Source organism: Kitasatospora sp. NPDC056731 (assembly GCF_040687675.1).
Lineage (GTDB): Bacteria > Actinomycetota > Actinomycetes > Streptomycetales > Streptomycetaceae > Kitasatospora.
In genome coordinates, this window is record NZ_JBFBNR010000031.1 from 25,025 (window position 1) to 49,716 (window position 24,692).

The 24,692-nt window shown below is 72.5% G+C and carries 21 protein-coding genes and 1 pseudogene; 13 read left to right on the forward strand and 9 right to left on the reverse strand.

The genetic code is table 11. The annotated features are described in order from the left end of the window. Positions 1–91 precede the first annotated feature (91 nt). Positions 92–1,180: an NADH:flavin oxidoreductase gene (locus tag AB0R04_RS27175; protein ID WP_363375714.1), complete on the reverse strand. Its 1,089-nt coding sequence runs from the start codon at positions 1,178–1,180 to the stop codon at positions 92–94. A 355-nt stretch (positions 1,181–1,535) separates the two neighbouring features. Between AB0R04_RS27175 and AB0R04_RS27180 the strand changes: the two genes are divergently transcribed. The 4 genes from AB0R04_RS27180 to AB0R04_RS27195 all read left to right on the forward strand — a co-directional run bounded on the left by AB0R04_RS27180 (position 1,536) and on the right by AB0R04_RS27195 (position 7,574). Further along, positions 1,536–2,312 (forward strand): SDR family oxidoreductase, encoded by a 777-nt coding sequence (locus tag AB0R04_RS27180; RefSeq protein ID WP_363375716.1) that lies wholly within the window; start codon positions 1,536–1,538, stop codon positions 2,310–2,312. Positions 2,313–2,342: 30 nt separating this feature from the next. After that, complete coding sequence (locus AB0R04_RS27185) at positions 2,343–3,539, forward strand: cytochrome P450 (RefSeq protein ID WP_363375717.1); 1,197 nt, start codon at positions 2,343–2,345, stop codon at positions 3,537–3,539. 159 nt (positions 3,540–3,698) lie between these two features. Beyond that, positions 3,699–7,139, forward strand: a complete 3,441-nt coding sequence (gene car / locus AB0R04_RS27190) for a carboxylic acid reductase (RefSeq protein WP_363375720.1) — start codon at positions 3,699–3,701, stop codon at positions 7,137–7,139. Between the two features lie 63 nt (positions 7,140–7,202). Further along, on the forward strand, positions 7,203–7,574 hold the full coding sequence (locus AB0R04_RS27195; RefSeq protein ID WP_363375722.1) for a nuclear transport factor 2 family protein: 372 nt from the start codon (positions 7,203–7,205) through the stop codon (positions 7,572–7,574). 40 nt (positions 7,575–7,614) lie between these two features. Here the strand turns inward: AB0R04_RS27195 and AB0R04_RS27200 are convergent, their stop codons facing one another. The 6 genes from AB0R04_RS27200 to AB0R04_RS27225 form a co-directional block, all read right to left on the reverse strand. Continuing rightward, positions 7,615–8,316 carry a hypothetical protein gene (locus AB0R04_RS27200; protein ID WP_363375724.1) on the reverse strand — a complete coding sequence of 234 codons (702 nt, stop codon included), beginning with the start codon at positions 8,314–8,316 and terminating at the stop codon, positions 7,615–7,617. 105 nt (positions 8,317–8,421) lie between these two features. Then, positions 8,422–8,589, reverse strand: coding sequence for a hypothetical protein (locus AB0R04_RS27205; protein WP_363375727.1), 168 nt, complete (start codon positions 8,587–8,589; stop codon positions 8,422–8,424). A gap of 175 nt (positions 8,590–8,764) precedes the next feature. Further along, positions 8,765–9,361 carry a hypothetical protein gene (locus AB0R04_RS27210; RefSeq protein WP_363375729.1) on the reverse strand — a complete coding sequence of 199 codons (597 nt, stop codon included), beginning with the start codon at positions 9,359–9,361 and terminating at the stop codon, positions 8,765–8,767. A gap of 53 nt (positions 9,362–9,414) precedes the next feature. Beyond that, the gene (locus AB0R04_RS27215; protein ID WP_363375732.1) at positions 9,415–10,047 is read right to left on the reverse strand and encodes a hypothetical protein; all 633 of its coding nucleotides are present in this window, start codon (positions 10,045–10,047) and stop codon (positions 9,415–9,417) included. A 157-nt stretch (positions 10,048–10,204) separates the two neighbouring features. Continuing rightward, positions 10,205–11,284: a helix-turn-helix transcriptional regulator gene (locus tag AB0R04_RS27220; protein ID WP_363375735.1), complete on the reverse strand. Its 1,080-nt coding sequence runs from the start codon at positions 11,282–11,284 to the stop codon at positions 10,205–10,207. A gap of 139 nt (positions 11,285–11,423) precedes the next feature. Continuing rightward, positions 11,424–12,749, reverse strand: coding sequence for a radical SAM protein (locus tag AB0R04_RS27225; protein ID WP_363375737.1), 1,326 nt, complete (start codon positions 12,747–12,749; stop codon positions 11,424–11,426). Between the two features lie 366 nt (positions 12,750–13,115). Between AB0R04_RS27225 and AB0R04_RS27230 the strand changes: the two are divergent. Together AB0R04_RS27230 and AB0R04_RS27235 are read left to right on the forward strand one after the other, a co-directional pair. Then, positions 13,116–14,240 (forward strand): annotated as a pseudogene (locus tag AB0R04_RS27230) (family 2 encapsulin nanocompartment cargo protein terpene cyclase); the annotation flags it as partial. Between the two features lie 55 nt (positions 14,241–14,295). Further along, positions 14,296–15,180, forward strand: coding sequence for a geranyl diphosphate 2-C-methyltransferase (locus tag AB0R04_RS27235; RefSeq protein WP_363375739.1), 885 nt, complete (start codon positions 14,296–14,298; stop codon positions 15,178–15,180). A 110-nt stretch (positions 15,181–15,290) separates the two neighbouring features. Here AB0R04_RS27235 and AB0R04_RS27240 read toward each other — a convergent pair whose 3' ends face one another. Further along, entirely contained in the window at positions 15,291–15,944 is a 654-nt protein-coding gene (locus tag AB0R04_RS27240; protein ID WP_363375741.1) for a dihydrofolate reductase family protein, read from the reverse strand. 203 nt (positions 15,945–16,147) lie between these two features. On the opposite strand from AB0R04_RS27240, the gene AB0R04_RS27245 reads away from it, so the two are divergent. The 5 genes from AB0R04_RS27245 to AB0R04_RS27265 all read left to right on the forward strand — a co-directional run bounded on the left by AB0R04_RS27245 (position 16,148) and on the right by AB0R04_RS27265 (position 20,723). Beyond that, complete coding sequence (locus AB0R04_RS27245) at positions 16,148–17,227, forward strand: phosphatidylinositol-specific phospholipase C domain-containing protein (protein WP_363375743.1); 1,080 nt, start codon at positions 16,148–16,150, stop codon at positions 17,225–17,227. A 291-nt stretch (positions 17,228–17,518) separates the two neighbouring features. Then, positions 17,519–17,851, forward strand: a complete 333-nt coding sequence (locus AB0R04_RS27250) for a ribonuclease domain-containing protein (protein ID WP_244293569.1) — start codon at positions 17,519–17,521, stop codon at positions 17,849–17,851. Positions 17,852–18,032: 181 nt separating this feature from the next. Next, positions 18,033–18,383, forward strand: a complete 351-nt coding sequence (locus AB0R04_RS27255; RefSeq protein ID WP_363375744.1) for an isomerase — start codon at positions 18,033–18,035, stop codon at positions 18,381–18,383. A 74-nt stretch (positions 18,384–18,457) separates the two neighbouring features. Then, complete coding sequence (locus tag AB0R04_RS27260; protein WP_363375747.1) at positions 18,458–19,816, forward strand: MFS transporter; 1,359 nt, start codon at positions 18,458–18,460, stop codon at positions 19,814–19,816. Positions 19,817–19,874: 58 nt separating this feature from the next. Further along, the gene (locus AB0R04_RS27265) at positions 19,875–20,723 is read left to right on the forward strand and encodes an SAM-dependent methyltransferase (protein ID WP_363375750.1); all 849 of its coding nucleotides are present in this window, start codon (positions 19,875–19,877) and stop codon (positions 20,721–20,723) included. Positions 20,724–20,784: 61 nt separating this feature from the next. On the opposite strand, the gene AB0R04_RS27270 is transcribed toward AB0R04_RS27265, so the two are convergent. Beyond that, positions 20,785–21,954: a CapA family protein gene (locus AB0R04_RS27270; RefSeq protein ID WP_363375751.1), complete on the reverse strand. Its 1,170-nt coding sequence runs from the start codon at positions 21,952–21,954 to the stop codon at positions 20,785–20,787. 220 nt (positions 21,955–22,174) lie between these two features. Between AB0R04_RS27270 and AB0R04_RS27275 the strand changes: the two genes are divergently transcribed. After that, complete coding sequence (locus AB0R04_RS27275; RefSeq protein ID WP_363375754.1) at positions 22,175–22,813, forward strand: DUF4360 domain-containing protein; 639 nt, start codon at positions 22,175–22,177, stop codon at positions 22,811–22,813. A 221-nt stretch (positions 22,814–23,034) separates the two neighbouring features. Beyond that, on the forward strand, positions 23,035–24,687 hold the full coding sequence (locus tag AB0R04_RS27280) for a metallophosphoesterase family protein (RefSeq protein WP_363375756.1): 1,653 nt from the start codon (positions 23,035–23,037) through the stop codon (positions 24,685–24,687). Positions 24,688–24,692: the final 5 nt, after the last annotated feature.

The following is a 24,692-nucleotide window of genomic DNA, read 5'->3' on the forward strand; positions in this document are numbered from 1 at the left end:
CACAGACCGCCCCGAAACACGAAACCCGGAAGCCGGGCCGCGACCGAGATCGCGGCCCGGCTTCCGGGCGCCCGTTCGCCGAACGGCGCTGTCAGGCCAGGCTGGTGAGCACCGCCGGGTCGTACGGGACGGTCCGGGCGAGGTTGCCGCGCAGCGCCTTGGCGGCCCAGTCCGGGTTGGCCAGCAGGGTGCGGCCGACGGCGACAAGGTCGAACTCGTCGCGCTTGAGACGGGCCAGCAGTTCGTCGATGCCGGTCACGCCGGCCTGGCTGGTGTAGCCCTGGGCGAACTCGCCCTCGCCGTACTGCTGGTCCAGGCCGACCGAGCCGACCGTCACGGCGGCCTTGCCGGTGAGCTTGCGCGCCCAGCCGGCCAGGTTGAGGTCGCTGCCGTCGAACTCGGGCTGCCAGTAGCGCCGGGTGGAGCCGTGGAACGCGTCGACCCCGGCGTCGGCCAGCGGGGTCAGCAGCTGCTCCAGCTCGGCCGGGCTCTGCGCGATGCGGGCCCCGTAGTTGCCGACCTTCCACTGGGAGAACCGGAAGAAGACCGGGAAGCCCGGGCTGACGACCGCGCGGACGGCCTGCACGATCTCGGCGCCGAAGCGGGCGCGGGAGGCCGGGTCGCCGCCGTAGCGGTCGGTGCGCCGGTTGGTGCCGCTCCACAGGAAGTCGTCGATCAGGTAGCCGTGCGCGCCGTGCAGTTCGATGCCGTCGAACCCGAGCCGCTCGGCGGTCGCCGCGGCCTCGGCGAAGGCGGCCACCGTGTCGTCGACGTCCCGCTGGGTCATGGCCCGTCCGGCCGGGGCGCCGTCCAGGCCGATCCCGGACGGGCCTTCGGCGGGCGGCTCCGTCCCGGTGCGCACGACCCCGGTGTGCCACAGCTGCGGGATGATCCGGCCGCCGGCCTTGTGCACCCGCCGCACCACGCGGGCCCAGCCGGCCAGCGCCTGTTCGCCGTGGAAGTGGGGCACGTGGTCGTACGCGCGGGCGGCGGCGCGGTCGACGTAGGTGCCCTCGGTGATGATCAGTCCGACCTGGTGGGCGGCCCGGCGGGCGTAGTACTCGGCCACCTCCTCGCCCGGCACGCCGCCGGGGGACTGCATCCTGGTCATCGGGGCCATCACGATGCGGTTGGGGACCGTCAGATCACCCACGACGAACGGCTCGTCCAAGCTGGACATGCTTTTCTCCCGAGTTCTCGGCACTCATGGTGTGAACATTCCGTGTGCGCCCTCTCCGCCGCTCCGGCGAATCGCCGCCGGGTCGTGCGGAAAACGGTCTGGGCGGCTGCACATGGGTAACGCACGATTATCGACCCTGTTGATCGCGGCGTCCAGCGGGTGCTCTTGTCCGTGCTGCATTGCCTCAGGCGATCCACCGCATCGACACAATCATGTTGACCGTGTCCGGGAGATCACGGATAGTGGTGCAGGTGGTTCCGCGTCGCCTTCTGGGTCGCAACTGGAGAATTGATTCCCTTGCCGACCAGTGCCGCGGAAAGGAATTTCCCAGGAACGAAAGGTGGCGGAACCCAGGGTGAGCGAGAGTCGCCTTACCGCGCAGATTTCCCACGACTTGGACGGCAAACGGGCCGTGGTCACCGGCGGCAGCCGGGGCATCGGCGCCGCGATCGTGCAGCACCTGCTCGACGCCGGCGCCACCGTCGTCACCTCCGCCCGCAACCCCACCGAACACACCCCGTCCGCGGCCAAGTTCATCCAGGCCGACCTCAGCTCGCCGGCCGGGGTGCGGGCGTTCGCCGACGCCGCGCTGGACTCCCTCGGCGGGGTCGACATCGTGGTCAACAACGCGGGCGGCTGCCGGGCCTTCCAGACCGCGCTGGAAATCGAGAACGACTGGCAGTACACGGTCGACATCAATTTCCTGGCCGCCGTCCGGCTCAATGCCGCACTCGTGCCGGCCATGCGCGCGGCCGGCGGCGGGGTCATCGTGCACCTCTCCTCCATCGCGACCATTTCCTCCTACCCGATGATCCTGCACTACGCCGCCGCGAAATCCGCGCTGGAGGTGTACAGCAAGGGTCTCGCGGTCGAGTTGGCGCCGGACGGAATCCGGGTCGTCGCGATCTCCCCGGGAAACGTGAGGACTCCTGGGGCGGATGAGGCACGCGAGAAGATCGTCGACTATCTCGGCATGGAATCGGAGGGGGACTGGGCCGACGAGGTCCCGCTCGGGCGGATCGGCCAGACCGAGGACATCGCCGAGGCCGTCGGCTTCCTGGTCTCCCGGCGCGCCTCGTGGATCACCGGCAGCAACCTCGTCATCGACGGCGGCAAGAGCGCGTCCTTGTGACCGCCCGCCAGGACTGGAAGGACTGACACGATGACCGCGACAGAAGAAGGGCCGCGGGCCTATCCGTTCGGTCCGGCCGAACAGCTCGACGTGGACCCGAAGCTGGCCGAGGCCTGCGGCGAGCAGCCGGTGCTGCGGGTGAGCCTGCCCTACGGCGGCGACGCCTGGCTGGTCACCCGCCACGCCGACGTCAGGACGGTGCTGGCCGACCCCCGGTTCAGCCGGGCCGCCGCCGCGGGCGAGGACGTGCCCCGCATCGTCTCGGCCGGCCTGCCCCGCACCTCGATGCTGAGCATGGACCCGCCGGAGCACAGCCGGCTGCGGCGCAGGGTCGCCAACCCCTTCACCGTGCGCCGGGTCGAGGCGATGCGCCCGCGCGCCCAGCAGATCGTCGACGGCCTGCTCGACACCATGATCGCCACGGGCTCGCCCGCCGACCTGACCCAGATGCTGACCTGGCCGCTGCCGATCACGATGATCTGCGAACTGCTCGGCGTGCCCGTCGAGGACCGCGACCAGTTCAACGCCTGGGTGGACGGCCTGCTGATGCTCTCCGACCCGGCCCGCTCCGCACGGGACCGCGGGCACCTCAACGACTACCTCGCCGGCCTGGTCGCCGAGCGCCGCGTCGAGCCCACCAGCGACCTGCTCGGCGAACTGGTCGCCGTGGAGGACGAGGAGAACCGGCTCACCGAGGAGGAGCTGGTCAGCCTCGGGGTCAGCCTGCTGTCCGCCGGCCAGGAGGCCACCGCCAACCAGATCGGCAACTTCGTCTACACGCTGCTGACCAGGCCCGAGCTCTGGCGCGAGCTCGTCGCCGATCCCGGCCTGATCCCCGACGCGGTCGAGGAGCTCTCCCGGATCATCCCGATCAGCGCCACCGCCGGCTTCACCCGGATCGCCACCGAGGACGTCGAACTGGGCGGCCAGACCGTCCGCGCCGGCGACGCGGTGGTCACCGAGTTCTCGCTCGCCAACCGGGATCCGGAGGTGTTCGACCGCCCCGAGGAGATCGACTTCCACCGGGGGACCATCCCGCACGTCACCTTCGGACACGGCATCCACCACTGCCTCGGCGCGGCGCTGGCCAGGATGGAACTGCGCGTCGTCCTGGAATCCCTGGTGCGCCGACTGCCCGGCCTGCACCTCGCCGTGCCGGCCGACCAGGTGACCTGGCGGACGGAACGGCTCATCCGCGGAGCGGACACGCTGCCGGTCGCCTGGTGAGACGCCCGCCGGCCGGAACGACCGCCCGGGCCCGACGGGCCGGCGACCGCTCCGGCCGGCCCCGGTTCGCACGTCGACATCAGCCGGCGCCGGACATCAGCCGGACGCCAGACATCAGCCGGCGCTGGACATCAGCCGGACGCTACGGGAGGGCTCAGCATGGCCGAACCACTGGAGGCGATCACCGCGGCCGTGCGTGATCCGGACAAGGGACTCGCCGAGGCCATGGCGGCCATCATGGAGGGCTACGGCGACCGCCCCGCCCTCGGCGAACGCACCCGGGAGCCCGTGACCGGGCGCCTGCTGCCCGGCTTCGAGACCGTCAGCTACCGCGAACTGTGGGCCCGGGTACGCGCCGTCGCCACCGAGTGGCACCGCCACCCGGACCACCCGCTGAGCGCCGGCGACCGGCTCTGCATCCTGGGCTTCACCAGCACCGACTACGCCACGCTCGACCTCGCGTGCCTGCACGCGGGCGTGGTGGTCGTGCCGCTGCAGTCCAGCGCGCCGCTGTCCCAGCTGGCGCCGATCGTCGCGGAGACCGAACCGCGCGCCCTCGCGGCGAGCATCGAGCGGCTGGACACCGCCGTCGAAGCCGTCCTCGGGGCGCCCTCGATCCGGCGCCTGATCGTGTTCGACTACCGCCCCGACGTCGCCGAGCAGCGCGACGCCCTCGCATCCGCCCGACGGCGCCTGGCCGGGGCCGGCCGCCCGGTGGCCGTCGACCCGCTGGCCGCCGTGATCGACGCCGGAGCCGGCCTGCCGCCCGCGCCCCTGTTCGTCGCCGCCCCGGGGGACGACCCGTTGGCGCTGCTCATCTACACCTCCGGCAGCACCGGGACCCCGAAGGGGGCGGTGTACCCCCAGCGGCTGGTCCGCACCGCGTGGAACGGCTTCAGCTACGGCGCGGAGGACGCGCCCCCGGTCAGCGTCCACTACATGCCGCAGAGCCACCTCGCCGGCCACTGGGCGCTGATGGGCTCGCTCTCCCGGGGCGGCGTCGGCCACTTCACCGCCAGGAGCGACCTGTCCACCCTGCTCGACGACATCGCGCTGGTCCGCCCCACCGAGCTGACCATGGTCCCGCGCATCTGCGACCTGCTCTTCCAGCGGTACCGCAGCGAACTGGACCGGCGCTCCGGCGAACCCGGCGACGTCGACACGGCGGTCAAGACCGACCTGCGGGAGAACGTCCTGGGCGGGCGCGTCACCAAGGCCTTCTGCGGCACCGCCCCGCTCTCCGCCGAGGTGGCGGCCTTCGTCGAGTCCTGCCTGGGCTTCCACCTGTACACCGGCTACGGCTCCACCGAGGCCGGCGGGGTGCTGCTCGACTCGGTGGTGCAGCGCCCGCCGGTCATCGACTACAAGCTGGTCGACGTCCCGGAACTCGGCTACTTCCGGACCGACTCGCCGCACCCGCGCGGGGAACTGCTGCTCAAGACCGCCACCGCCATCCCCGGCTACTACAAGCGGCCCGAACTCACCGCCGAGATCTTCGACGCGGACGGCTACTACCGGACCGGCGACATCATGGCCGAGACCGGGCCGGACCGGCTGGTCTACGTCGGCCGCACCAAGGACGTCCTGAAGCTCTCCCAGGGCGAGTTCGTGGCCGTCTCCCGCCTGGAGACCGCCTTCGTCGCCAGCCCGCTGATCCGGCAGGTCTTCGTGTACGGCAACAGCGAGCGCGCCTACCCGCTCGCCGTGGTCGTCCCCGCCCCGGACGCGCTGGCCAGGGCCGGCGGGGACGCCGAGTCGCTCAAACCGCTGCTCATCGAGTCGCTCCAGCGGATCGCCAAGGAGGCCGAGCTCAACTCCTACGAGATCCCGCGCGACATCCTGATCGAGACCGAACCCTTCAGCGCCGCGAACGGCCTGCTCGCCGACAGCCACAAACCGCTGCGCCCCCGGCTCCGGGAGCGCTACGGCGAGGCCCTGGAACGGCTCTACGCCGAACTCGCCGACGGGCAGGAGCGCCGGCTGCGCGACCTGCGCCGGGCCGGGCCCGACCGGCCGGTGCTGGAGACGGTCGGCCGGGCCGCCCAGGCGCTGCTGGGCTGCGCGGGCGCCGAGCTGAGCGCCGACGCGCACTTCACCGACCTGGGCGGGGACTCGCTGTCCGCGCTGTCCTTCGCCGCCCTCATGACGGAGATCTTCCAGGTCGAGGTCCCGGTCGGGGTGGTGATCAGCCCGGCCAACGACCTTGCGCGGGTGGCGGGTTACATCGAGGAGCGGCGCCGCTCCGGCGCCGCGCGGCCCACCGCCGCCTCCGTCCACGGCGAGCACGCCGCCGAGGCCCGCGCCGGCGACCTCACCCTGGACAGGTTCCTCGACGCGGCGACGCTCGCCGCCGCCCCGACGCTGCCCCGCCCCGACGGCGCCGTCCGCACCGTCCTGCTCACCGGGGCCACCGGCTACCTCGGCCGCTTCCTGTGCCTGGAGTGGCTGGAACGGCTGGCGCCCGCGGGCGGCAGGCTGGTCTGCGTGGTCCGCGGCGCCGACGCGGCCGTCGCGGCGAAGCGGCTGGAGGCCGCCTTCGACAGCGGCGACGCCGAACTGCTCCGGCGGTACCGGGAGTTGGCCGACGGAACGCTGGAGGTTCTGGCGGGCGACATCGGCGAGCAGCGGCTCGGCCTGGCCGAGGACACCTGGCAGCGGCTGGCCGACACCGTGGACCTGATCGTCCACCCGGCCGCCCTGGTCAACCACGTGCTGCCCTACGACCAGCTGTTCGGGCCCAACGTCGTCGGCACGGCCGAACTGATCCGGCTGGCGCTCACCACCCGGCTCAAGCCCGTCACCTACGTGTCCACCGTCGCCGTGGTGGCCGGCGCCGCGGCCGCGGCCCTCGACGAGGACGGCGACATCCGCGCCACCAGCCCGGTGCGGCACCTCGCCCGGGGCTCCGGCGGCGGATCCGCGCCCGGATCCGACGGGTACGCGCACGGGTACGCGACCAGCAAATGGGCCGGAGAGGTGCTGCTCCGCGAGGCCCACGACCTGTGCGGACTGCCGGTCGTCACCCTGCGGTCGGACATGATCCTCGCGCACGGCAGGTACCGGGGGCAGCTGAACGTGCCCGACGTGTTCACCCGCCTGCTACTCAGCCTGCTCGCCACCGGCATCGCCCCGGGCTCCTTCTACCGGGGCGGCGGGCGCGCCCACTACGACGGCCTGCCGGTCGACTTCACCGCCGAGGCCGTCACCGCGCTGGGCGCGCGGGCCACCGAGGGCTACCGGACCTTCAACGCGCTGAACCCGCACGACGACGGCGTCTGCCTGGACACCTTCGTCGACTGGCTCATCGAGGCCGGCCACCCGATCCGACGGGTCGACGACTACGACGACTGGCTCGCCCGGATCACCACCGCGCTGCGCGCCCTGCCGGAGAAGCAGCGCCAGCACTCACTGCTGCCCCTGCTGCGCGCCTTCGCGCGGCCCGGGGAGGCCGTCCCCGGGTCGGCGATCCCCGCCGCCGGGTTCCGGGCCGCCGTGCGGGCCGCCAAGGTCGGCCCCGACCAGGACATCCCGCACCTGTCGGCGGCCCTCGTCCGCAAGTACGTCACCGACCTGCGCCACCTCGGCCTGCTTCACCGCTGAGCGCACCACCGCAGCACCGCAGCACCATCCCCGCATTCGACCCGACGGACACAGGAGTTCGGCATGGCACAGAGCATCGGCGAGACGGTCATCTCGGGTCTGCGGCGGCTGGAGGCGAACGACTTCGCCGGCTTCCGGGCGCTGTGCACCGAGAAGGCCACCGTGTGGCAGAACGACGGCAAGGACGAGCAGGCGATCGACGAGCGGCTCGTGCACTTCAAGGCCTTCGCCGCCGGTGTCGAGTCCCTGCGGTTCGAGGTCCTCCGCCAGTTCGAGAAGCCGGACGAGGTGCTCCAGCAGCACGTCATCCACCTGCTGTCGGCCGACGGGGTCGTCCAGGAGGTCCCGACCGTCGTGTACTTCCGGTTCGAGGGCGGCCTGATCGACCGGATCGAGGAGTTCCTCTACACCGTGCCGCAGAGCAGCACGGCCTGACGGACCGACCGCCCGCCTTCCTGAACCTGAACCTGAACCGTCAGGCGGGCGCTGCGGCGCGGGAGTCCCGGAGGCTGCGGCGGGCGGCGGCGGTGACGAGCAGGACCCAGAGGAGGCTGAGGCCGCCCAGGGCGTAGACGCCGCCGCGGAGGAAGGAGAAGTCCAGGTCGGTGCCGGCCGGCGGGGCCCAGCCGTCGGGGTCGACGAGGACGGTGGTGGTGGTGCCGGCGGAGGACGACCCGGAGCAGCCCGAGCCCTGGAACTTGGGGTGCGGCAGCGGCTTCCCGTCCGTGCGGCGGATCGCGCAGGACCAGCTGATCCGGCCGCTGCGGTCCTTCGAGCTGTGGGCCTCGGTGACGACGACCTCGGTCCGCTCCCCGCGGTGCGCGAGCACCTCCGCCCGGATGGTGGTGGGTGGCAGGGCCAGCAGCAGGACCCCCAGCAGGACGCCGGGCCAGAGCACCCAGCCGGCGGCCCGGACCACCATCAGCCCGCCCAGCGAGGCGATGAGCACCAGCACGGCGAGGACCGTGAACAGGGCGGAGTAGTCCGGGTCCACGGCGAGCGCCATCAGGCCGACGAGCAGCAGCGGGGCGAGCACCGCGACCAGGACCGCCGCCCGGCGGATGGTGCGGGGCGCGAGCGGCGTGTCCTTCCGGGGCTTCCGCTTGGCGCTCTTCGGCCGCTGGGCGGCGGCCGCCGCGCTCAGTGGCCGCTTTTGCTTCTTCCTGCCCTGTGCCATGTGGCCCCCGTTCGGTGCTGCGTAGGACTGCTCGCGACAGTCTGACCTGCGGTGCGGGGGCGCGGAAGACCGGGGCCGCCGCGGGTGCCCGGCCGGCTGTGCCCGTCAGCGGCGCCCGAGCAGCCTCGCCAGGAAGCCGCCGCCCTTGCCCTTCGTCCGGTCGCAGGCGCAGCGGCCGGACTTGGGCACCCCGGCGAGCACCTGCTCGACGTGCATGCCGCACCCCGCGTAGCCGGCCTTGCCGCACGTCCGGCAGGTGGTTCGTCGACACATCGCGCTACTCCTCACGTCGCACCCCCGGATGGGGTGGCCAGTCCGTTCAGGATACCCCACCCGGTATTTTTGGCCGCGTACCCCGGGGCCGACGGATCGGCGCCCCGGACCCGTCGTGCCCGGCCGGGGCTGTCCGGCCGGGCACGACGGGCATTCCTCGTGGTGCGCCGTGCGGTCAGACGGCCTGTAGGTAGAACAGGTCCGGTCGGCTGTCCTGGACGATCTGGTAGCCCAGGCCGTCGCTGTGGTTCTGGGCGGCGACCCACTTGCCGGAGTTCACGTTCTGGAGGGCGAAGCGGTTGCTGCCCGGAACCTTCGCCATCCAGAACGCCTGGTTCTCGGGGACGACGTCGCCGCAGCCGACCGTGATGATCCAGTTGCCGTCGTCCTTTCCCCAGCGGTCGACGACCATGCACCAACCGCGCCAGCTGTCGCGGAAGTACACCAGCTCGCGGCCGTCGGAGGCGTGCTTGCGACAGACCTGCCACTTCTGGTTCGACTCGTCGCCCCAGAAGTACTGGATGACCGAGCCGTGGTTCCCGGACGAGAGCGCGACGGTCAGCGGCCGGTCGGCCCCGGCGGTGTTGATGCGGTAGAGGCCGGGGTCGCAGGGGTACTCGCTCTCCGGGTCCGCGGCGAGTGCGGTGGCCGACGTGGGGGCGGCCAGGGCGGCGGGGGAGGCGGTGAGCAGCAGGGCGCCGACGGCGGCCGCCGTGCCGAGGACGTTCAGCGGACGTCGGGCCCGGGAGCGTCGAGGGTGCGGTTCGGGCATGGTGGACTCGCTTTCGCAGCAGGTGGGTTGGGCCGTTTCCGCGATCCTGGGCATCAGCAGACGAGGCGCGCCCGGGCGGCCGCGCGCAGGGTGCCGGCCGGCTCCGGGTAGGCGCAGGAGACGGTGCCCTGCTCCGGGACGTCGAAGGTGGTGAAGGTGCCGGGGCCGTTCGGGCTGGTGTTGATCCAGTAGCCGGTGTTCCCGCTGCGGGCGCAGATGTAGCGGACCCACTCGCCGGTGACCTTCCGGGTGCCGCGGTAGAGGCCGTAGTAGCCGGGGCTGTTGAAGTTCACGGTGTCGGTGACGGTGGTGGTGCGGGTGGTCGACTTGGTGTTGGCCACGGAGAAGCCGACCTTGACGCTCACCTTGGCGAAGATCGCCTTGAATTCGGCGCTCACCTCGGTGCTGGTGTTGATCGTGGTGCTCACCGAGTCGACCTCGCTGAGGGTCTTGGTGTAACTGCCGGTGGTGCCGGGGGCGATCGCGACCGCGAGGAAGTCGGTGACGGTCGGTTCGACCCGGGCGGAGGCGATGTCCTCCCACAGGTAGTCGCGGGCGGGGTCGCAGGTGGCGGTCGGCGGTGTGGTGTCGGCGTGTGCGGGCGCGGCGCCGAGGCCGAGCCCGGTCACCGCGACCAGCGCGGCGACTCCTGAGGTGAAGGCGGTGCGCCGGGTGCGCGAGCTCATGAGGGTGCTCCTCCGCTGGAAATGGGTGCGCTACGAGCCGTCATGTGCATGTCGTGAATCCCCCGTGGGGAAATCTTCACGTTCGCGGCGGGGCTCCGGCCATCCCAGATTCCTGGGGGCGTACGGCGGGGCGCGCGCCTGGGGCGCGGGGACCGGGTCAGCAGCGCCCCCCGCCGAGCATGATCCGCGCGATCAGCTCCTGCCGGCTGCCCACCCCGGTCTTGGTGAACACCGACTTCAGGTGGTCCTGCACCGTGTACGGCGTCATCGCGAGCAGCCGGGCCACGTCCCGGGTGTCGCTGCCGCGCACCAGCAGCAGCGCCACCTCCTGCTCGCGGGCGGTCAGCCCGTACGCGGCCAGGTAGAGCGGCATCACCTCGGCCGGCGAGGCGGGCGTGGCCACCACCGTCACCTCGTCCGCCGCCGCGTCACCGCGCAGCGCCGATCCGTGCAGCAGGTACCAGCGCTCGTCCCGGGTGCGGACCCGCACCGGTGTCTGCGGCGCGGCCAGCCCGTGCGCCGCCCGGCGGGCGTGCTCGGCGGCCATCGCCACGGAGGTCGGAATGCTGAGCGAGGTGGGGGTGGGGTCGGCCAGCCGGTCGAGCAGGTCCTCGGCCGGGCCGGACATCGCCCGCAGCCGGTTGCGCCGGTCGAGCATCAGGACCGCAGGCCCCGCGTCCTCCTGGTCCGGCGCGCCGGCCGGAACGTGGCACGCCCGCAGTGCGTTGCCCAGGTGCCGGGCGGCGGTGTCGGCGAGCTCGCGCTGGCGCCCCAGGTAGGGGCCGCGGTCCGGGGCCCGCATGAACGCCGCGCACCCCCACATCCCGCCCGCCGCGTCGAACACCGCCCGCAGCTCGTCCCCGAACCCGGCCGGCGCCACCTGCTCCCGGAACCGCACGCTCTCCTGCGGGCGCCCCTTGGTCGCCCGGCTCAGCGTCTCCGCCTGCACCCCGCTGCGCCGGATCTTCGGAAAGGTCGCCAGGTCGTCCTCCCAGACCTCCAGCCTGACGGCTTGCTCGTACGCCGTCAGGCTGAGGTCCTCGCTCTGCACCGAGTTCACCAGCCCGGTCGCCGGATCCGCGGTGTGCCAGCACACCGCGTCGAACTCCAGGACCGGGCGCAGCAGTTCGTCTGCCCGCCGGAACACCTCCGGCGTCGTCAACCCCTCCCCGGCGAGCTCCCGCATCCCCTCGATCGCCGACCGCGCCGCCACCCCACGAGCCCCACGTAATCCCATGGCGGGAAGCTAACACGCTGTTCGTACCCCCACCTACGCGCCGATCGGCGGGGGGCCGCCTCCTCCTCGGGGTGGTCCGACGGCCCCCGGCATCATCCTGACGTCCCGTCATGTCGGCCGGGGGCGGCGTGCGCCGGGCTCAGCCGGGCAGCGAGTCCATGAAGGAGCTGACCGAGAAGACGGCCTTGCCGGGGCCGGCCGGGCCGTAGCCGGGAGGGGAGGAGAGGCCGAACTCCTCCAGGGTGGCGCGGTAGGCCTGGAGCAGGCGGATGTGGTACTCCAGCGGGGCACCCTGGGGGTTGGCCTTGCCGAGCGGAGTGGTGGGTTCGGGGCACCAGGTGGTGAAGCGGGGCACCACGCCGTGGGACATGAAGAAGCGCAGGCCCTCCCGGGTGGAGGCGATGGCCTCGTCGACGGTGGTGAAGCCGAAGGGCTGCGCCATCTCGACCCCGGCGACGAAGTTGGGGATCACGTTCTCCGGGCCGAACACCTCGGTGGAGTCGAGGATGCGCCGGTGCCACTCGTCGCGGCCGACGTAGCGCTCCTTGCCGGGGCAGTACAGCTCGAACAGGCGCTTGTCCCAGACCTCGAAGTTGGGGTGGTAGATCCGCACGCCGTAGTCGTGGAAGCGCTGGACGTCCTCGCGCGGCAGGGCCTGGGCGACGACCTTGCCGATCCAGCGCCCGGGGAAGCGCTCCTCGATGGCCTTGGCGTACCGGCCGTAGAAGTCGGCCTCGTCCCGGCCGCCGACCTGCGAGGTGATGGCGCCGCCGGTGAGGGTGTACGCCTGGGAGGCGCGGGCGGTGTCGTGGCGGTCGATGATCTCCAGCGCCTCCAGCACCTCCTCGACCGGCTTGACCCCGGTGTAGGGGCGGCTGGCGGCCTTGTGCTGGCGCCAGTTGTGGTTGATGTCGCAGTACTGGCACTCCTCCTTGGCGCCGAAGTACTGGCAGACCCGGAAGACCGTCAGGTAGATCAGGTAGCCCCACTGGATGGTCGGGGCGACCTCCATCACCGACTTCCCGTTGGCCAGGGTGTGCCGGTAGTAGTCGGGCATCGGGGGCAGGCCCACGTCGGCGATCCGCGCGCCGTCGAGGTACAGGCCGAGCGTGCCGTCCTCCCCGGCGCCGACCCGGTACGGCGAGTCCGGGTTGACGCGCACCGACACCACGGTGCGGCGCAGCCCGTACGGGCCGCCGGTGAGCACGACCTCCTCCGGCGGGCGGTTGAGCGCGGCCGCGCCGAGTTCGGGCAGGGTGCGGTGGTCGAAGGAGAAGATGAAGTACGACTTCGGCTTGACCTCGCCGCTCCCGTCGGCGCCGGTGCTGCCGCTGAGGGCGGACTCGTCGAAGGCCATGCCGCCGCGCAGCAGGTCCTCCTTGATCACGGCCTCCCGGGGCACGTCGGGGAAGCGCTCCATGAGGTCCTCGACCAGTGCGGTGCGGCTGCGGCCCTGGGTCTCCATGTGCTGGTACGTCCTTCCTGGCCCCGTTCCGTCACGGGGTCGTGGCCATTCTTCTCCCCCTTACGCCGGCGGGCGCGGCGGACCGATGCATGAGGAGGGGGCGTTTCAAACGTCATACGGGCCCACGTTCACCTGATCGGGTGTAGAAGATCGTCCGGAGCGTTTCCGAACCGGCCCCCGCGCCTACGGTGGTGAACCGAGCGAGACGGGGGCGCGTTCGAAGACCGCCCGCGCCGTCGGCCAGGTGACGACCAGTCATGTCTTGCGATCCTTCATCAGAGTCAGAGGAGGCTCCATGCCCCTGTGCACCAGAGCGGGGACACCCTTCGAGCGCACTGCCGCCGCGGCGGTGGGGTCATGAGCTCCTCGGCGATGGAACGGATCCTGCGCGGGCCGAGCGGCCTGGGCACCGCGGGCCTGAACCTGGCGCAGAGCGCCCCCGCCCTCAGCACCTCCGTGCCCGGCGTCCCCGCGCCGGGCGGTGCCAAGCCGGGTGGTGCCAAGCCGAAGCCCGGCGACGCCATCCCGGGCCTCTACCACCACCCGGTGGCCGAGCCCGACCCGGTGCGGGTGGAGGAACTGAGCCTCAGGATCAAGGCCTGGGCGCTGGACGAGGTCGAGCTGTACCCGCCGGACTGGGAGAAGCAGTTCGACGGCTTCTCGACCGGCCGCTACATGGTGGCCTGCCACCCCGACGCGCCCAGCGTCGACCACCTGATGCTCGCCGCCCGCCTGATGGTCGCCGAGAACGCGGTCGACGACTGCTACTGCGAGGATCACGGCGGCTCACCGGTCGGCCTCGGCGGGCGCCTGCTGCTGGCGCACACCGCGCTCGACCCGCTGCACACCACGCCGGAGTACCACCCGGAGTGGGAGGCCTCGCTGTACGAGGACGCGCCCCGCCGGGCGTACCGCTCCGCGATGGAGTACTTCACCCGGGCCTCCACGCCCTCCCAGGCGGACCGGTTCCGGCACGACATGGCCCGGCTGCACCTCGGGTACCTCGCCGAGGCGTCGTGGGCCGAGACCGAGCACGTCCCGCAGGTGTGGGAGTACCTGGCGATGCGCCAGTTCAACAACTTCCGCCCCTGCCCGACGATCACGGACAGCGTCGGCGGCTACGAGCTGCCGGCCGAACTGCACGCGCTACCCGCCATGCAGCGCGTGATCGCCCTGGCCGGCAACGCGACCACCATCGTCAACGACCTGTACTCGTACACCAAGGAGCTGTCCATCCCCGGACTGCACCTGAACCTGCCCGTGGTGATCGCCGAATGCGAGGACTGCTCGCACCAGGACGGCTACCTCAAGGCGGTCGAGGTCCACAACGACCTGATGCACGCCTTCGAGGCCGAGGCGGCCGCGCTGGCCGCGGCCTGCCCCGTCCCGACCCTCGTACGGTTCCTGCGCGGTGTGTCCGCGTGGGTCGACGGCAACCACTTCTGGCACCAGACCAACTCCTTCCGCTACACCCTGCCCGACTTCTGGTAACCACCGTTTCCGGCAGCCATCCCTCTTCCGTTGATCACCCGCTAGGAGCTGACGCATGTCCCTGACCGACGACATCACCACCCCCGCCGACACCGCCGCCATCCCCGGGCCGGCGACTCCCTACCAGGGCGACATCGCACGCTACTGGGACCACGAGGCACGGCCGGTCAACCTTCGCCTCGGCGACGTGGACGGCCTCTACCACCACCACTACGGCATCGGCGACGTCGACCAGGCCGCCATCGGCGACCCGGCCGACAGCGAGCGCGAGAAGAAGGTGATCACCGAGCTGCACCGCCTGGAGTCCGCGCAGGCCGAGCTGCTCCTCGACCACCTGGGCGCGGTTCCGTCCGACGCCACCCTGGTGGACGCCGGCTGCGGTCGCGGCGGCTCGATGGTGATGGCCCACCAGCGCTTCGGCTGCCGGGTCCAGGGCGTCACGCTCTCCGCCAAGCAGGCCGAGTTCGGCAACAACCGGGCCCGCGAGCTGGGCATCGGCGACTTCGTCCGCTCGCAGGTCTGCAACATGCTCGACATGCCGTTCGAGACCGGCCAGGTGGCGGGCTCGTGGAACAACGAGTCCAGCATGTACGTCGACCTGCACGACCTGTTCGCCGAGCACTCCCGGATCCTCGCCGTCGGCGGCCGCTACGTGACCGTCACCGGCTGCTGGAACCCCGCCTACGGGCAGCCGTCCAAGTGGGTCTCGCAGATCAACGCGCACTTCGAGTGCAACATCCACTCCCGCCGGGAGTACCTGCGGGCCATGGCCGACAACCGGCTGGTGCCGCAGGCCGTCATCGACCTGACCCCCGCCACCCTGCCCTACTGGGAGCTGCGCGCCACCTCGTCGCTGGTCACCGGTATCGAGGAGGCGTTCATCAACTCCTACAGGGACGGCTCGTTCCAGTACGTCCTGATCGCGGCCGACCGGGTCTGACCGGTTCTGGCCGGGCCTGACAGGTCTGACGGTCCGGGTCCGGCCGGTCCGAGTGTGACGGTGGCCTCCCCGTGGGTGCGGGGAGGCCACCGCCTTCGGCTACCGCCCGGTCACCGCCGGGTGAAGGTGAGGTGGGTGACGCCGCTCGGGCTGGTCACCGCCTCGGTGCGGAAGCGCTGTTCCAGGCCTTCGAGCCCGTCCCAGAGCCGCTCGCCGCGGCCGAGGACGATCGGCACCACCACCACGTGCAGGTGGTCGATCAGGTCCGCCGCCAGGAAGGCCCGGACGGTGCTCGGGCCGCCGCCGATCCGGACGTCCTTCCCGTCGGCCGCCGCCTTGGCCTGGCGCAGTGCCTCCTCGGGCGTGGCGTCGAGGAAGTGGAAGGTCGTCCCGCCCGCCATCTCCAGCGTGGGGCGCGGGTGGTGGGTGAGGACGAAGACCGGGGTGCGGAACACCGGCTCCGGCCCCCACCAGCCCTGCCACTCGTGGTCCTGCCACGGGCCGCGCTGCGGGCCGAACTTGTTGCGCCCCATGATCTCCGCGCCGATGCCGTCGCTCCAGGTGCGGGCCATCGCGTCGTCGACGCCGGTGTCGCCGCCGGTGTCGCCCTCCCGGCCGTGCATCCGCCGGAAGGTCCGGGTCTGGAAGAACCAGCCGTGCAGCCGGTCGCCGGCGTGGCCGAACGGCGAGTCGAGGCTCTGCCCCTCGCCCGTTCCGTAGCCGTCGAGCGAGATCGAGAAGTTGTGGACGCGGACCAGGGACACGGGAGTTCCTCCGGTGCTCGGTGCTGCGGCGCGGACCGGGCCGCGCCTGCTGGACGGCCCACGCTAACCCGGGCGGGAGCGGTACAGCCGTCACGCTATTGTCGTGTCTTCTTCACCCGAAGCTCGCCCTGGTGGGCGATGCTTCGTCCGACCGTCCGGGAGGGGCGGCCGGAGGCACATCCGCACTTGGGGGGACAGTACCTGTGACCGTACGCCGCACCGCCGCCGCCATCCTGGCGGCCGGCCTGCTCGCCGCCGCCGCGGCCCTGATACCGACGACCGCCGACGCGGCGCAGGACGCGGCCGCGAGCGGCCCGGCGGACCTGCCGTTCGGCTCGGCCACCACCGTCGGCCTGCACAACACCTACGACCCGGCCGCCTACCCGTACCTCGCCCAGGGGCTCGACACCGGCACCGGGATGATCGAGCTGGACATCTGGACGGACATCGTCACCAAGGAGTGGAAGGTCAGCCACTCCAACCCGCTCGGCAACTCCAACAACTGCACCGCCGCCAGCACCCCGGCGCAGCTCTACAGCGGTGGCGCCAACAAGAACCTGGAGAACTGCCTCGACGACGTCCGGGTCTGGCTCGGCGCGCACCCGGGCGCCGGCCCGCTGGTCGTCAAGCTGGAGCTGAAGGCGGGCTTCTCCGCCAACCTCGGCATGGGGCCGACGGAACTGGACACGCTGATCGCCGCCCACCTGGGCCAGGCCGTGCTGCGCCCCGCCGACCTGCTCGCCAAGCCGGGCGGCGGCTCGTACGCCAGCGTCGACGAGGCGGTGCGGGCCGGCAACTGGCCGAGCCGCGCGGCGCTGGCCGGAAAGGTCCTGCTGTACGCGATCCCGGGGACGGTCGAGGAGAGCAACCCCTTCGACACCCTGCACACCGACGTCGAGTACGGCCGCCACCTGCGGGACCTCGCCGCCGCGGGCCGGATCGGCGACGCCCAGCTGTTCCCCGCCGTGCACGGCGCCAAGACCGGCGACCCGCGCGCCGCGTACACGGGCGCGGACGCCGGGATCCGGCCCTGGTTCGTGGTCTTCGACGGCGACGCCGCCACGTACCTCAACGGCGTCGACACCGCGTGGTACGACCGCTCGCACTACCTGCTGGTCATGACGGACGCGCACAACGTGGCGCCCGCCATCAGCGCCACCGACCCGACGGCCGAGCAGGCCCGCGCCCGCACCGAGCAACTGGCCCGGGCGCACGCGAGCATCGTCTCCAGCGACTGGCGCAAGCTGCCGGCCGTCCAGTCCCTGGCCCTGCCCCGGGGCTGACGCCGAGACGCCGGACGCGCCACCGGGGCGGTGAACGCCCCGGTGGCGCAGGCGTGTCCGGCCTCGGCTCGGCTCGGCTCGGCTCGCCTTGGCTTGGCTTGGCTTGGCGTAGGGCGGGCCCGGACCGGCTGCTTTCCAGGTCAAGTCTGCCGCGAGTACGTCGAGTTGACCCGAGATGAAGAGTTGGATCAGGGCTTTCGGCGGGCCGGGCCGGTCGCCATGCTGGTTGTCATGACCCGAACTCTACGCGCGTGGAAGTCCCGCGCCGCCGCCGTCACCGCCGTCGCCCTGATGACCCTCGCGCCCGTCGCGGTCGCCACCGAGGCGCACGCCGCGGTGAGCGGCTCGGTGTGCCTGTCCGCCCTGCCGTCGCAGGCGCGCACCACGCTCAACCTGATCGCCTCCGGCGGGCCCTTCCCGTACAGCCAGGACGGCGTGGTGTTCCAGAACAAGGAGCGCGTGCTGCCGAGCCAGTCCTACGGCTACTACCACGAGTACACCGTGGTGACGCCCGGCTCGCCGACCCGCGGCACCCGCCGGGTCGTCACCGGCCAGCGCACCCGCGAGGACTACTACACCGGCGACCACTACGTGACCTTCCGCCTGATCAACTTCGGCTGCTGACCACGCTGTTCACGCTCCCGGGCTCCCGGTACCCCCGGCGCAACGGGGGACCGGGAGCGCCGCGCCGCCGCCGCGCCGCACCTCGGTGAGCGCCCTGCCCGAGGGCTGTGCGGCCGCGCGCGGTAGCGTCACGGCACTGTCCGAGGGGCCCGACGGGGGCTCCGTCTCCCGGGAGGTTTCCGTGCCGCAGATCCTGGTCGACCACTCCGCCGGCCTCGCCCTCGACCAGGCGGGCTTCGCCGAGGAGGTCCACCGGCTGATCGCCGAGGTGATCGACACCACCGTGGCGGACTGCAAGACGCTGTTCCGCCCGGCCGGGCGCCACGTGGTCGGCGACGGGGCGGACGGGCGCGCGGTGGTGCTGGTGGAGATCAAGATCCTGGCCGGCCGCAGCATCGCGCAGCGTGCCGAGCTGACGGCCCGGGTGCTCGCCGCGCTGGAGGCCCGCCTCGACGTGCCCGCCGCGATCGGCGTGGAAGTCACCGAACTGGACCGCGAGACCTACCGCTTCGTCCACCACCCCGGCCGGTAGCACCGGGCCGCCGGGGGCGGCGGACCTCGCCGCGTCCGATACCGCGGCACCCCGATCGGTGCCATGCTGAGGCCATGACAGATCGGACCGGAACCACCCCGCCGCCCGAGGAGCCGCAAGCCGGCCGGCGGCGACGGGAGTTGGCCGCCGCCACGGTGGGCTCGGTGGTCGAGTCCTTCGACTGGAACATCTACGCCGTCCTCGCCCCGTACTTCGCGGCGGACCTCTTCGGGCACGGCAAGAGTGGGGTCAGCGGCCTGCTCGGGGCGTACGCGACCTTCGCGGTCGGGTTCGTCGCCCGCCCGGTCGGCTCGTACCTGATCGGGCGGCTCAGCGACACCCGGGGGCGGCGCTTCGCCCTGACCCTCGGCATGTCCGTGATCGCCGCCGCCAGCCTCGGCATCGCCGTGCTGCCGGACCAGCGGACGATCGGCGCCTGGGCGGCGGTCCTGGCCGTCGCCGCACGGGTGGTGCAGGGGCTGGCCTTCGGCGGGGAGGCGCCCAGCGTCGCCGCGTACGTGACCGAGACGGCCCCGCCCCGGCACCGCTTCGCGTTCAGCTCGGTCTCCTACGGCGGGATCATCGTCGGCTCGCTGCTCTCCTACGGGGTGCTCGCGCTGCTGCTGCACACCCTCGGCAAGTCCGGTGTGACCGACGGTGGTTGGCGCTGGGCCTTCGTGGTCGCGGCGCTGCTCGGGCTGGCCGCCGTCTGGGTGCGCCGGGCGGCCCCGGAGAGCGCGGAGTTCCGCCGCGCCCGGGCGGAGTCGACGGGTGCCCGCCCGCCGTTCCTGCGGGTGCTGCGCGAGCACCGCTGGGCGGTGCTCACCGTCTTCCTCAACACCCTGGGCGGGACGGTCGGTTACTACTTCGCCCTGGTCTACCTGCCGCAGTACGCCGCCGCCTACGGGGTGGTCGACCGGGAGGAGGCGACCTCCTTCATGACCGTGGTGCTCGCGGTGGTGCTGGCCACCATGCTGCTCAGCGGCGCCGCCGCCGACCGCTTCGGCCTGCTGCCGGTGGCCCGGGCCGGGTTCGCGCTGCCGGTGCTGCTGGTCCCGGTCCTGCTGATCGGGCTGCGGCAGGGCTGGCTGCCGTTCCAGGTCGTCGCCGTGCTGCTGGGGATGCTGGTGGCGACGGTGCTCGGGACGCTCAACGTCTTCACCGGCCTGCTGTTCCCGACGGAGGTCCGCGCCCTCGGCCTCGGCGTGGTCAACGCGGCCACCATCGCCGCGTTCGGCGGCTCCTTCCCGCTGCTCGCCGAGTGGCTGCACGACCACCACCGCCTCGGCCTGATCCCCGGCTACGTCACCCTCTGCACGCTGGGCCCGGCGCTCGGCCTCGTCACCGCCCTGCGGGTGCCGTCCTTCGTCGCCGCCGTGGGGGCTCCGGCGGTCAAGGCGCGCAGCGGTCGGGTACCGTCCCAAAGCGGCTGACGTTCGATCACGTCCTGTGGTTGAGTGGGACGGGAACGAACGTGCGGAAGGGCAAGACATGGAGAACAGCGGTCCGGACGGCTGGCTGACCGGGGTCCGGTTCGAGGAGGCGCCGCAGGTGGACCTGCGCACCGACCGTGCGCACCCGGCCCGGGTCTACGACTACCTGCTCGGCGGCAAGACCAACTTCCCGGTGGACCGCGAGGTCGGCGACCGCATCCTCGGGGAGTGGCCCGGCTCGCGCGCCGCCACCGTCGAGGCCCGCGCGGTGATGCACCGGATGGTCCGCCGGCTGGTCGAGGTGCACGGCGTCCGCCAGTTCCTGGACGTCGGCACCGGCATCCCCACCACGCCCAACCTGCACGAGGTCGTCCAGGCCGTCGACCCGTCCTGCCGGGTGGTGTACGTCGACAACGACCCGATCGTGCTCGCCCACTCGCGCGCGCTGCTCACCAGCACCCCCGAGGGCCGCACCGCCTACGTCGAGGGCGACCTGCGCGAGCCGGGGAGGTTCCTCGCCGATCCCGCGGTGGCCGCCACCCTGGACCTCGACCGGCCGATCGCGCTGACGCTGATCAACATCGTGCACTTCCTCTCCGACGAGGCCGCGCACCCGCCGGTCCGCACGCTGGTCGACGCCCTGCCCTCCGGCAGCTTCCTCGCGTTGACCGCCGGCACCGCCGACTCGATTCCCGACCTGGTCGCGATCGGCTCCCGCCGCTACTCGGAGGCCGGAATCGAGAACCACCTGCGCCCCCGCGCGGGCGTCGAGCGCTTCTTCGCCGGGCTGGAACTGGACGACCTGGGCGTGGTGCTGATCAACCGCTGGCACCCGGAGCTGGGCGAGGGCCCGGTGCTCGGCGACCACGAGGTGGCGGCCTACGCGGGGCTGGGCCGCAAGCCGTAACGGCCTTGCGGCTTAACTGCCCCACGGCTTAACTGCCCTACGGCTTAACGGCTTAACGGCCTTACGGCGCCATGGTGAGCCCCGCCGCGCCCGCGTCCCGGCTGAGCACCACCGAGCGGATGTGCTCCAGGGCGCGGGCGTAGTCGGCGCGGCCGGGGTTGCGGCGGACGGCCTCGCGCAGGTCGAGCACCCGGTAGGGCGGCCCGAGGTCGGTGATCTGCGGGACGAACTCGGCGCGGCTCACCGTCCAGCGCAGCCCCGGCCGGGCGGGCGGGGTGACGGTGAAACGGGCGAGGGAGCTCCAGTTGCCGCGCGGGTCCTCGGCGCCGTCGTAGGTGAACATGTGCCCGGCGAGCTGGTCGCCGAGGCCGTAGACCGTCCAGGTGTCGCCGATCTTCTCGTAGGCCTGCGGGATGTGGGCGTGGGTGCCGAGGATCAGGTCGATGTCGGGTTGTCCGGGCGCCGGTTCGACGGCCAGCTCGCGGGCGAGGGTGAGCTGCTGCTCGTTCGGCGCGTCCTGCCACTCGGTGCCCCAGTGGACGCTGACCACCACGAGGTCCGCGCCGTCCGCCCGGGCGGCGCGCGCGTCGGCGAGGATCCGGTCCCGGTCGATCAGGTTGACCGCCCAGGGCCGGCCCTCGGGCGGCGCGATGTCATTGGTCCCGTAGGTGTAGGCGAGGTGGGCGACGGTGGCGCCGCCGGCCCGGAGCAGTGCGGGCCGGCCGGCCTCGTCGGCCGTCCGGGCGGAGCCGGTGTGGGCGAGGCCGACGGCGTCCATGGCGTCGAGGGTGCGTCGGATCCCGGCGGGGCCGTCGTCGAGGGTGTGGTTGGAGGCGGTGTCGCAGGAGGCGTACCCCGTGTCCTTGAGGGCCCGGGCGACGTGCGGCGGGGACTTGAAGGTCGGGTAGCCGGTGTACGGTCCGCCGTCGGCGCCGTAGACCGTCTCCATGTGGCAGATGGCCAGGTCGGCGCCGCTGACCAGTGGTTTGATGCCGGCGAGCATGGCGGTGAAGTCGTATCCGCTCCCGCCGGCGTCCTCCTTGGCCTGCTGGATGATCTCGGTGTGCGGCAGGACGTCCCCGGTGGCGACCAGGGTGAACGGTCGCGGCCCGGTTGCGGTGGGGGTCGCCGTGGCGGCGGGCGGTGGGGCGGTGTCCGGGGCGCCGCAGCCCGGGAGGGCGAGGAACAGGGCGAGGGCCGCGGTGGCGGTCCGGCGGTGGGGCAGCAACATCGTCGGCTCGTCTCACGATCGGAAGGTGTGACTGGCCATCCGACTATGCGAGGCCCCGTCGACGGACCGCCGGACCCACGCCCGCAGGTCACCCGGGAGGCGCGTCACCCCCTGTACGCGGACGCCCCGAGTGTGGTGACATAGCCATGTCAACTTCGGGGCCGCGCCCGGAACGTGACCGCGCCGGCCCCGGCTCCGTGGACGATCGAAGGGGAAGCCCATGCTGCTCCGTGTACTGGCCACGACCGGAATCGCCGCAACCCTGTTCGCCTCGCCGGCCCTCGGCGCCGGCGCGCTCCCGACGCCGCCGGATCGGATCGTCATCGACGTCGCGACCGTCAACGGCTCCGGCTGCCCGGCGGGGACGGCCGCCGTGGCCGTCTCCCCGGACAACACCGCCTTCACCGTGACCTACAGCAGCTACCTCGCCCAGGTGGGGGTCGGCTCGAAGCCGACCGACTTCCGGAAGAACTGTCAGCTCAACCTGCGGGTGCACGTGCCCCAGGGCTTCACCTACGCGATCGCCTCCGCCGACTACCGCGGCTTCGCCCACCTGGAGAAGGGTGCGAGCGGCACCCAGCAGGCCAGCTACTACTTCCAGGGCGACCCCTCGACCGCCCAGCTGAGCCACCACTTCAACGGCCCCAAGGACGACAACTGGCAGGCGACCGACACCGTCGACGTCGCCGCCCTGGTCTTCGCCCCCTGCGGCGAGGAGCGCAACTTCAACATCAACACCGAACTGCGGGTCGGCGCCGGCAGCTCGGACCCGAACAGCACCACCAGCTTCATGACCATGGACTCGACGGACGGCAGCATCAACACCGTCTACCACCTCGCTTGGAAGCAGTGCCCCTGATCCCCGGCGCCTGATTCTCGGCGCCTGACCCCCGGGCCCTGCGCCCGACCCCCTGCGCCCGACCCCCTGCGCCCGGCCCCGGCGGAGCCCCCGACCCCCGCCGGGGCCGACGCATGCCCTCCGTCGTACCGGTGGTGACCGTCCGTCATATCGATCGTTTCTGCATGCACATGTCTGTACAGTGCTCCGGGTCGACACCCCCACTCGGCAGGCGGAGCTCCATGACGATCGCACGCAGGTCCATTCTCAAGGGCACATCCGCGGCCGGCGCCGCGCTGGTCGCGGGCGGTGCGGCCGCCCAACCGGCCGCGGCGGCGGACCCGGAGGCAAGCCCGGAGACAGGCCAGGAGGCGGGGCCCGCCGCGAGCCCGCTGCTCCAGTCCACCCCGCACCGGACCGGGGCGCCCAGCGTGAGCGGGCTGCACCTGCAGTTCGGCACCGACCCGTCCGCCGACATGACGGTCTCCTGGATCACCCCGCAGTCCGTGCGCCGCCCGCAGGTCCGGCTCGGCTCACCGGACGGCGGCCTCGGCCGGGTCGTCGAGGCGCAGACCCGCACCTACCGGGACGCCCTCGGCAAGGAGGAGGTGTACGTCCACCACGCCCGCCTCACCGGCCTGCGCCCCGCCACCACGTACCTCTACACCGCCGGCCACGACGGTGCGAGCCCCGAGCCGGGCTCCTTCACCACCGCCCCGCGCGGCCGCGCGCCCTTCACCTTCACCAGCTTCGGGGACCAGGCCACCCCCAACCTCCGCCGCCAGGTGGTCTTCCCCGACGGCATGCCGTCACCGCTCGGCAAGTACCCGGTGTTCACCAGCAGCCAGGTCGGCACCCCGCACTCCGCCGACATCGTCGCCGCCGTCGAACGCGTCGGCCCGCTGTTCAACCTGGTCAACGGCGACCTCTGCTACGCCTCCTACAGCGGCCGGCACGGCCAGAGCCGCACGCTGACCTGGGCCGACTGGTTCATCAACAACAGCCGCTCGGCCCGGCTGCGCCCCTGGATGCCCTGCGCCGGCAACGGCGAGAACGAGGCCGGCAACGGCCCGATCGGCGCCCTCGGCTACCAGACCTACTTCGAACTGCCCGACTCCGCGGCCGCCGATGACGCGGAGACCCGGGGCATGTGGTACGCCTTCACGGTCGGCTCGGTGCGCTTCATCAGCCTGGCCAACGACGACGTGGCCATCCAGGACAGCGGCGACCACTACCTGCGCGGCTACTCCGGCGGGGCCCAGCAGCGCTGGCTGGAGCGCGAGTTGCGGTCGGCGCGGAGCAGCAGGGCGATCGACTGGATCGTGGTCTGCATGCACCACCCGATGATCTCCAGCTCACAGCACGGCGCCGGCAGCGACCTCGGCATCCGCGAGGCCTGGGGCCCGCTGTTCGACGCCTACGGGGTCGACCTGGTGGTCAGCGGCCACGAGCACTACTACGAGCGCTCCCACCCCGTCCGCGGGACCCTCCCCAACGACACCCGCACCCCGGTGCCGTCCGGCACCGACCTCCACACGGTCGACACCAGCCGCGGCACCGTCCACATGGTCATCGGCGCCGGCGGCAACGCCGCCACCACCCAGGACGACCTGTTCGGGGAGCCCAAGGGTCGGGTGGTCGTCGCCCTGGAGGACGCGCCGCGCCCGCCGGCGCCGTACCGGCAGTCCGTGTGGCTGACCGAGGACGCCCCGTGGGCCGCCGTCCAGGACCGGCAGCACACCCACGGCTTCGCGGCCTTCGACGTCGACCCCGGCGACCGGCGCGGCGGTCTGACCAGGATGCGGGTGACGTACTACACCTTCGACGGCCCGCACGGGGACCTCACCCCGGTCGACACCTTCACCCTGCAGCGGCCCCGCACCGACCGCCACTAGCCACG

Excerpts from the sequence above, each read along its gene's own strand:
- AB0R04_RS27175 (WP_363375714.1), bottom strand. The coding sequence starts at position 1,180 with ATGTCCAGCTTGGACGAGCCGTTCGTCGTGGGTGATCTGACGGTCCCC.
- AB0R04_RS27185 (WP_363375717.1), top strand. The coding sequence starts at position 2,343 with ATGACCGCGACAGAAGAAGGGCCGCGGGCCTATCCGTTCGGTCCGGCC.
- car (WP_363375720.1), top strand. The coding sequence starts at position 3,699 with ATGGCCGAACCACTGGAGGCGATCACCGCGGCCGTGCGTGATCCGGAC.
- AB0R04_RS27195 (WP_363375722.1), top strand. The coding sequence starts at position 7,203 with ATGGCACAGAGCATCGGCGAGACGGTCATCTCGGGTCTGCGGCGGCTG.
- AB0R04_RS27200 (WP_363375724.1), bottom strand. The coding sequence starts at position 8,316 with ATGGCACAGGGCAGGAAGAAGCAAAAGCGGCCACTGAGCGCGGCGGCC.
- AB0R04_RS27205 (WP_363375727.1), bottom strand. The coding sequence starts at position 8,589 with ATGTGTCGACGAACCACCTGCCGGACGTGCGGCAAGGCCGGCTACGCG.
- AB0R04_RS27210 (WP_363375729.1), bottom strand. The coding sequence starts at position 9,361 with ATGCCCGAACCGCACCCTCGACGCTCCCGGGCCCGACGTCCGCTGAAC.
- AB0R04_RS27215 (WP_363375732.1), bottom strand. The coding sequence starts at position 10,047 with ATGAGCTCGCGCACCCGGCGCACCGCCTTCACCTCAGGAGTCGCCGCG.
- AB0R04_RS27220 (WP_363375735.1), bottom strand. The coding sequence starts at position 11,284 with ATGGGATTACGTGGGGCTCGTGGGGTGGCGGCGCGGTCGGCGATCGAG.
- AB0R04_RS27225 (WP_363375737.1), bottom strand. The coding sequence starts at position 12,749 with ATGGAGACCCAGGGCCGCAGCCGCACCGCACTGGTCGAGGACCTCATG.
- AB0R04_RS27235 (WP_363375739.1), top strand. The coding sequence starts at position 14,296 with ATGTCCCTGACCGACGACATCACCACCCCCGCCGACACCGCCGCCATC.
- AB0R04_RS27250 (WP_244293569.1), top strand. The coding sequence starts at position 17,519 with ATGACCCTCGCGCCCGTCGCGGTCGCCACCGAGGCGCACGCCGCGGTG.
- AB0R04_RS27260 (WP_363375747.1), top strand. The coding sequence starts at position 18,458 with ATGACAGATCGGACCGGAACCACCCCGCCGCCCGAGGAGCCGCAAGCC.
- AB0R04_RS27265 (WP_363375750.1), top strand. The coding sequence starts at position 19,875 with ATGGAGAACAGCGGTCCGGACGGCTGGCTGACCGGGGTCCGGTTCGAG.
- AB0R04_RS27270 (WP_363375751.1), bottom strand. The coding sequence starts at position 21,954 with ATGTTGCTGCCCCACCGCCGGACCGCCACCGCGGCCCTCGCCCTGTTC.
- AB0R04_RS27275 (WP_363375754.1), top strand. The coding sequence starts at position 22,175 with ATGCTGCTCCGTGTACTGGCCACGACCGGAATCGCCGCAACCCTGTTC.
- AB0R04_RS27280 (WP_363375756.1), top strand. The coding sequence starts at position 23,035 with ATGACGATCGCACGCAGGTCCATTCTCAAGGGCACATCCGCGGCCGGC.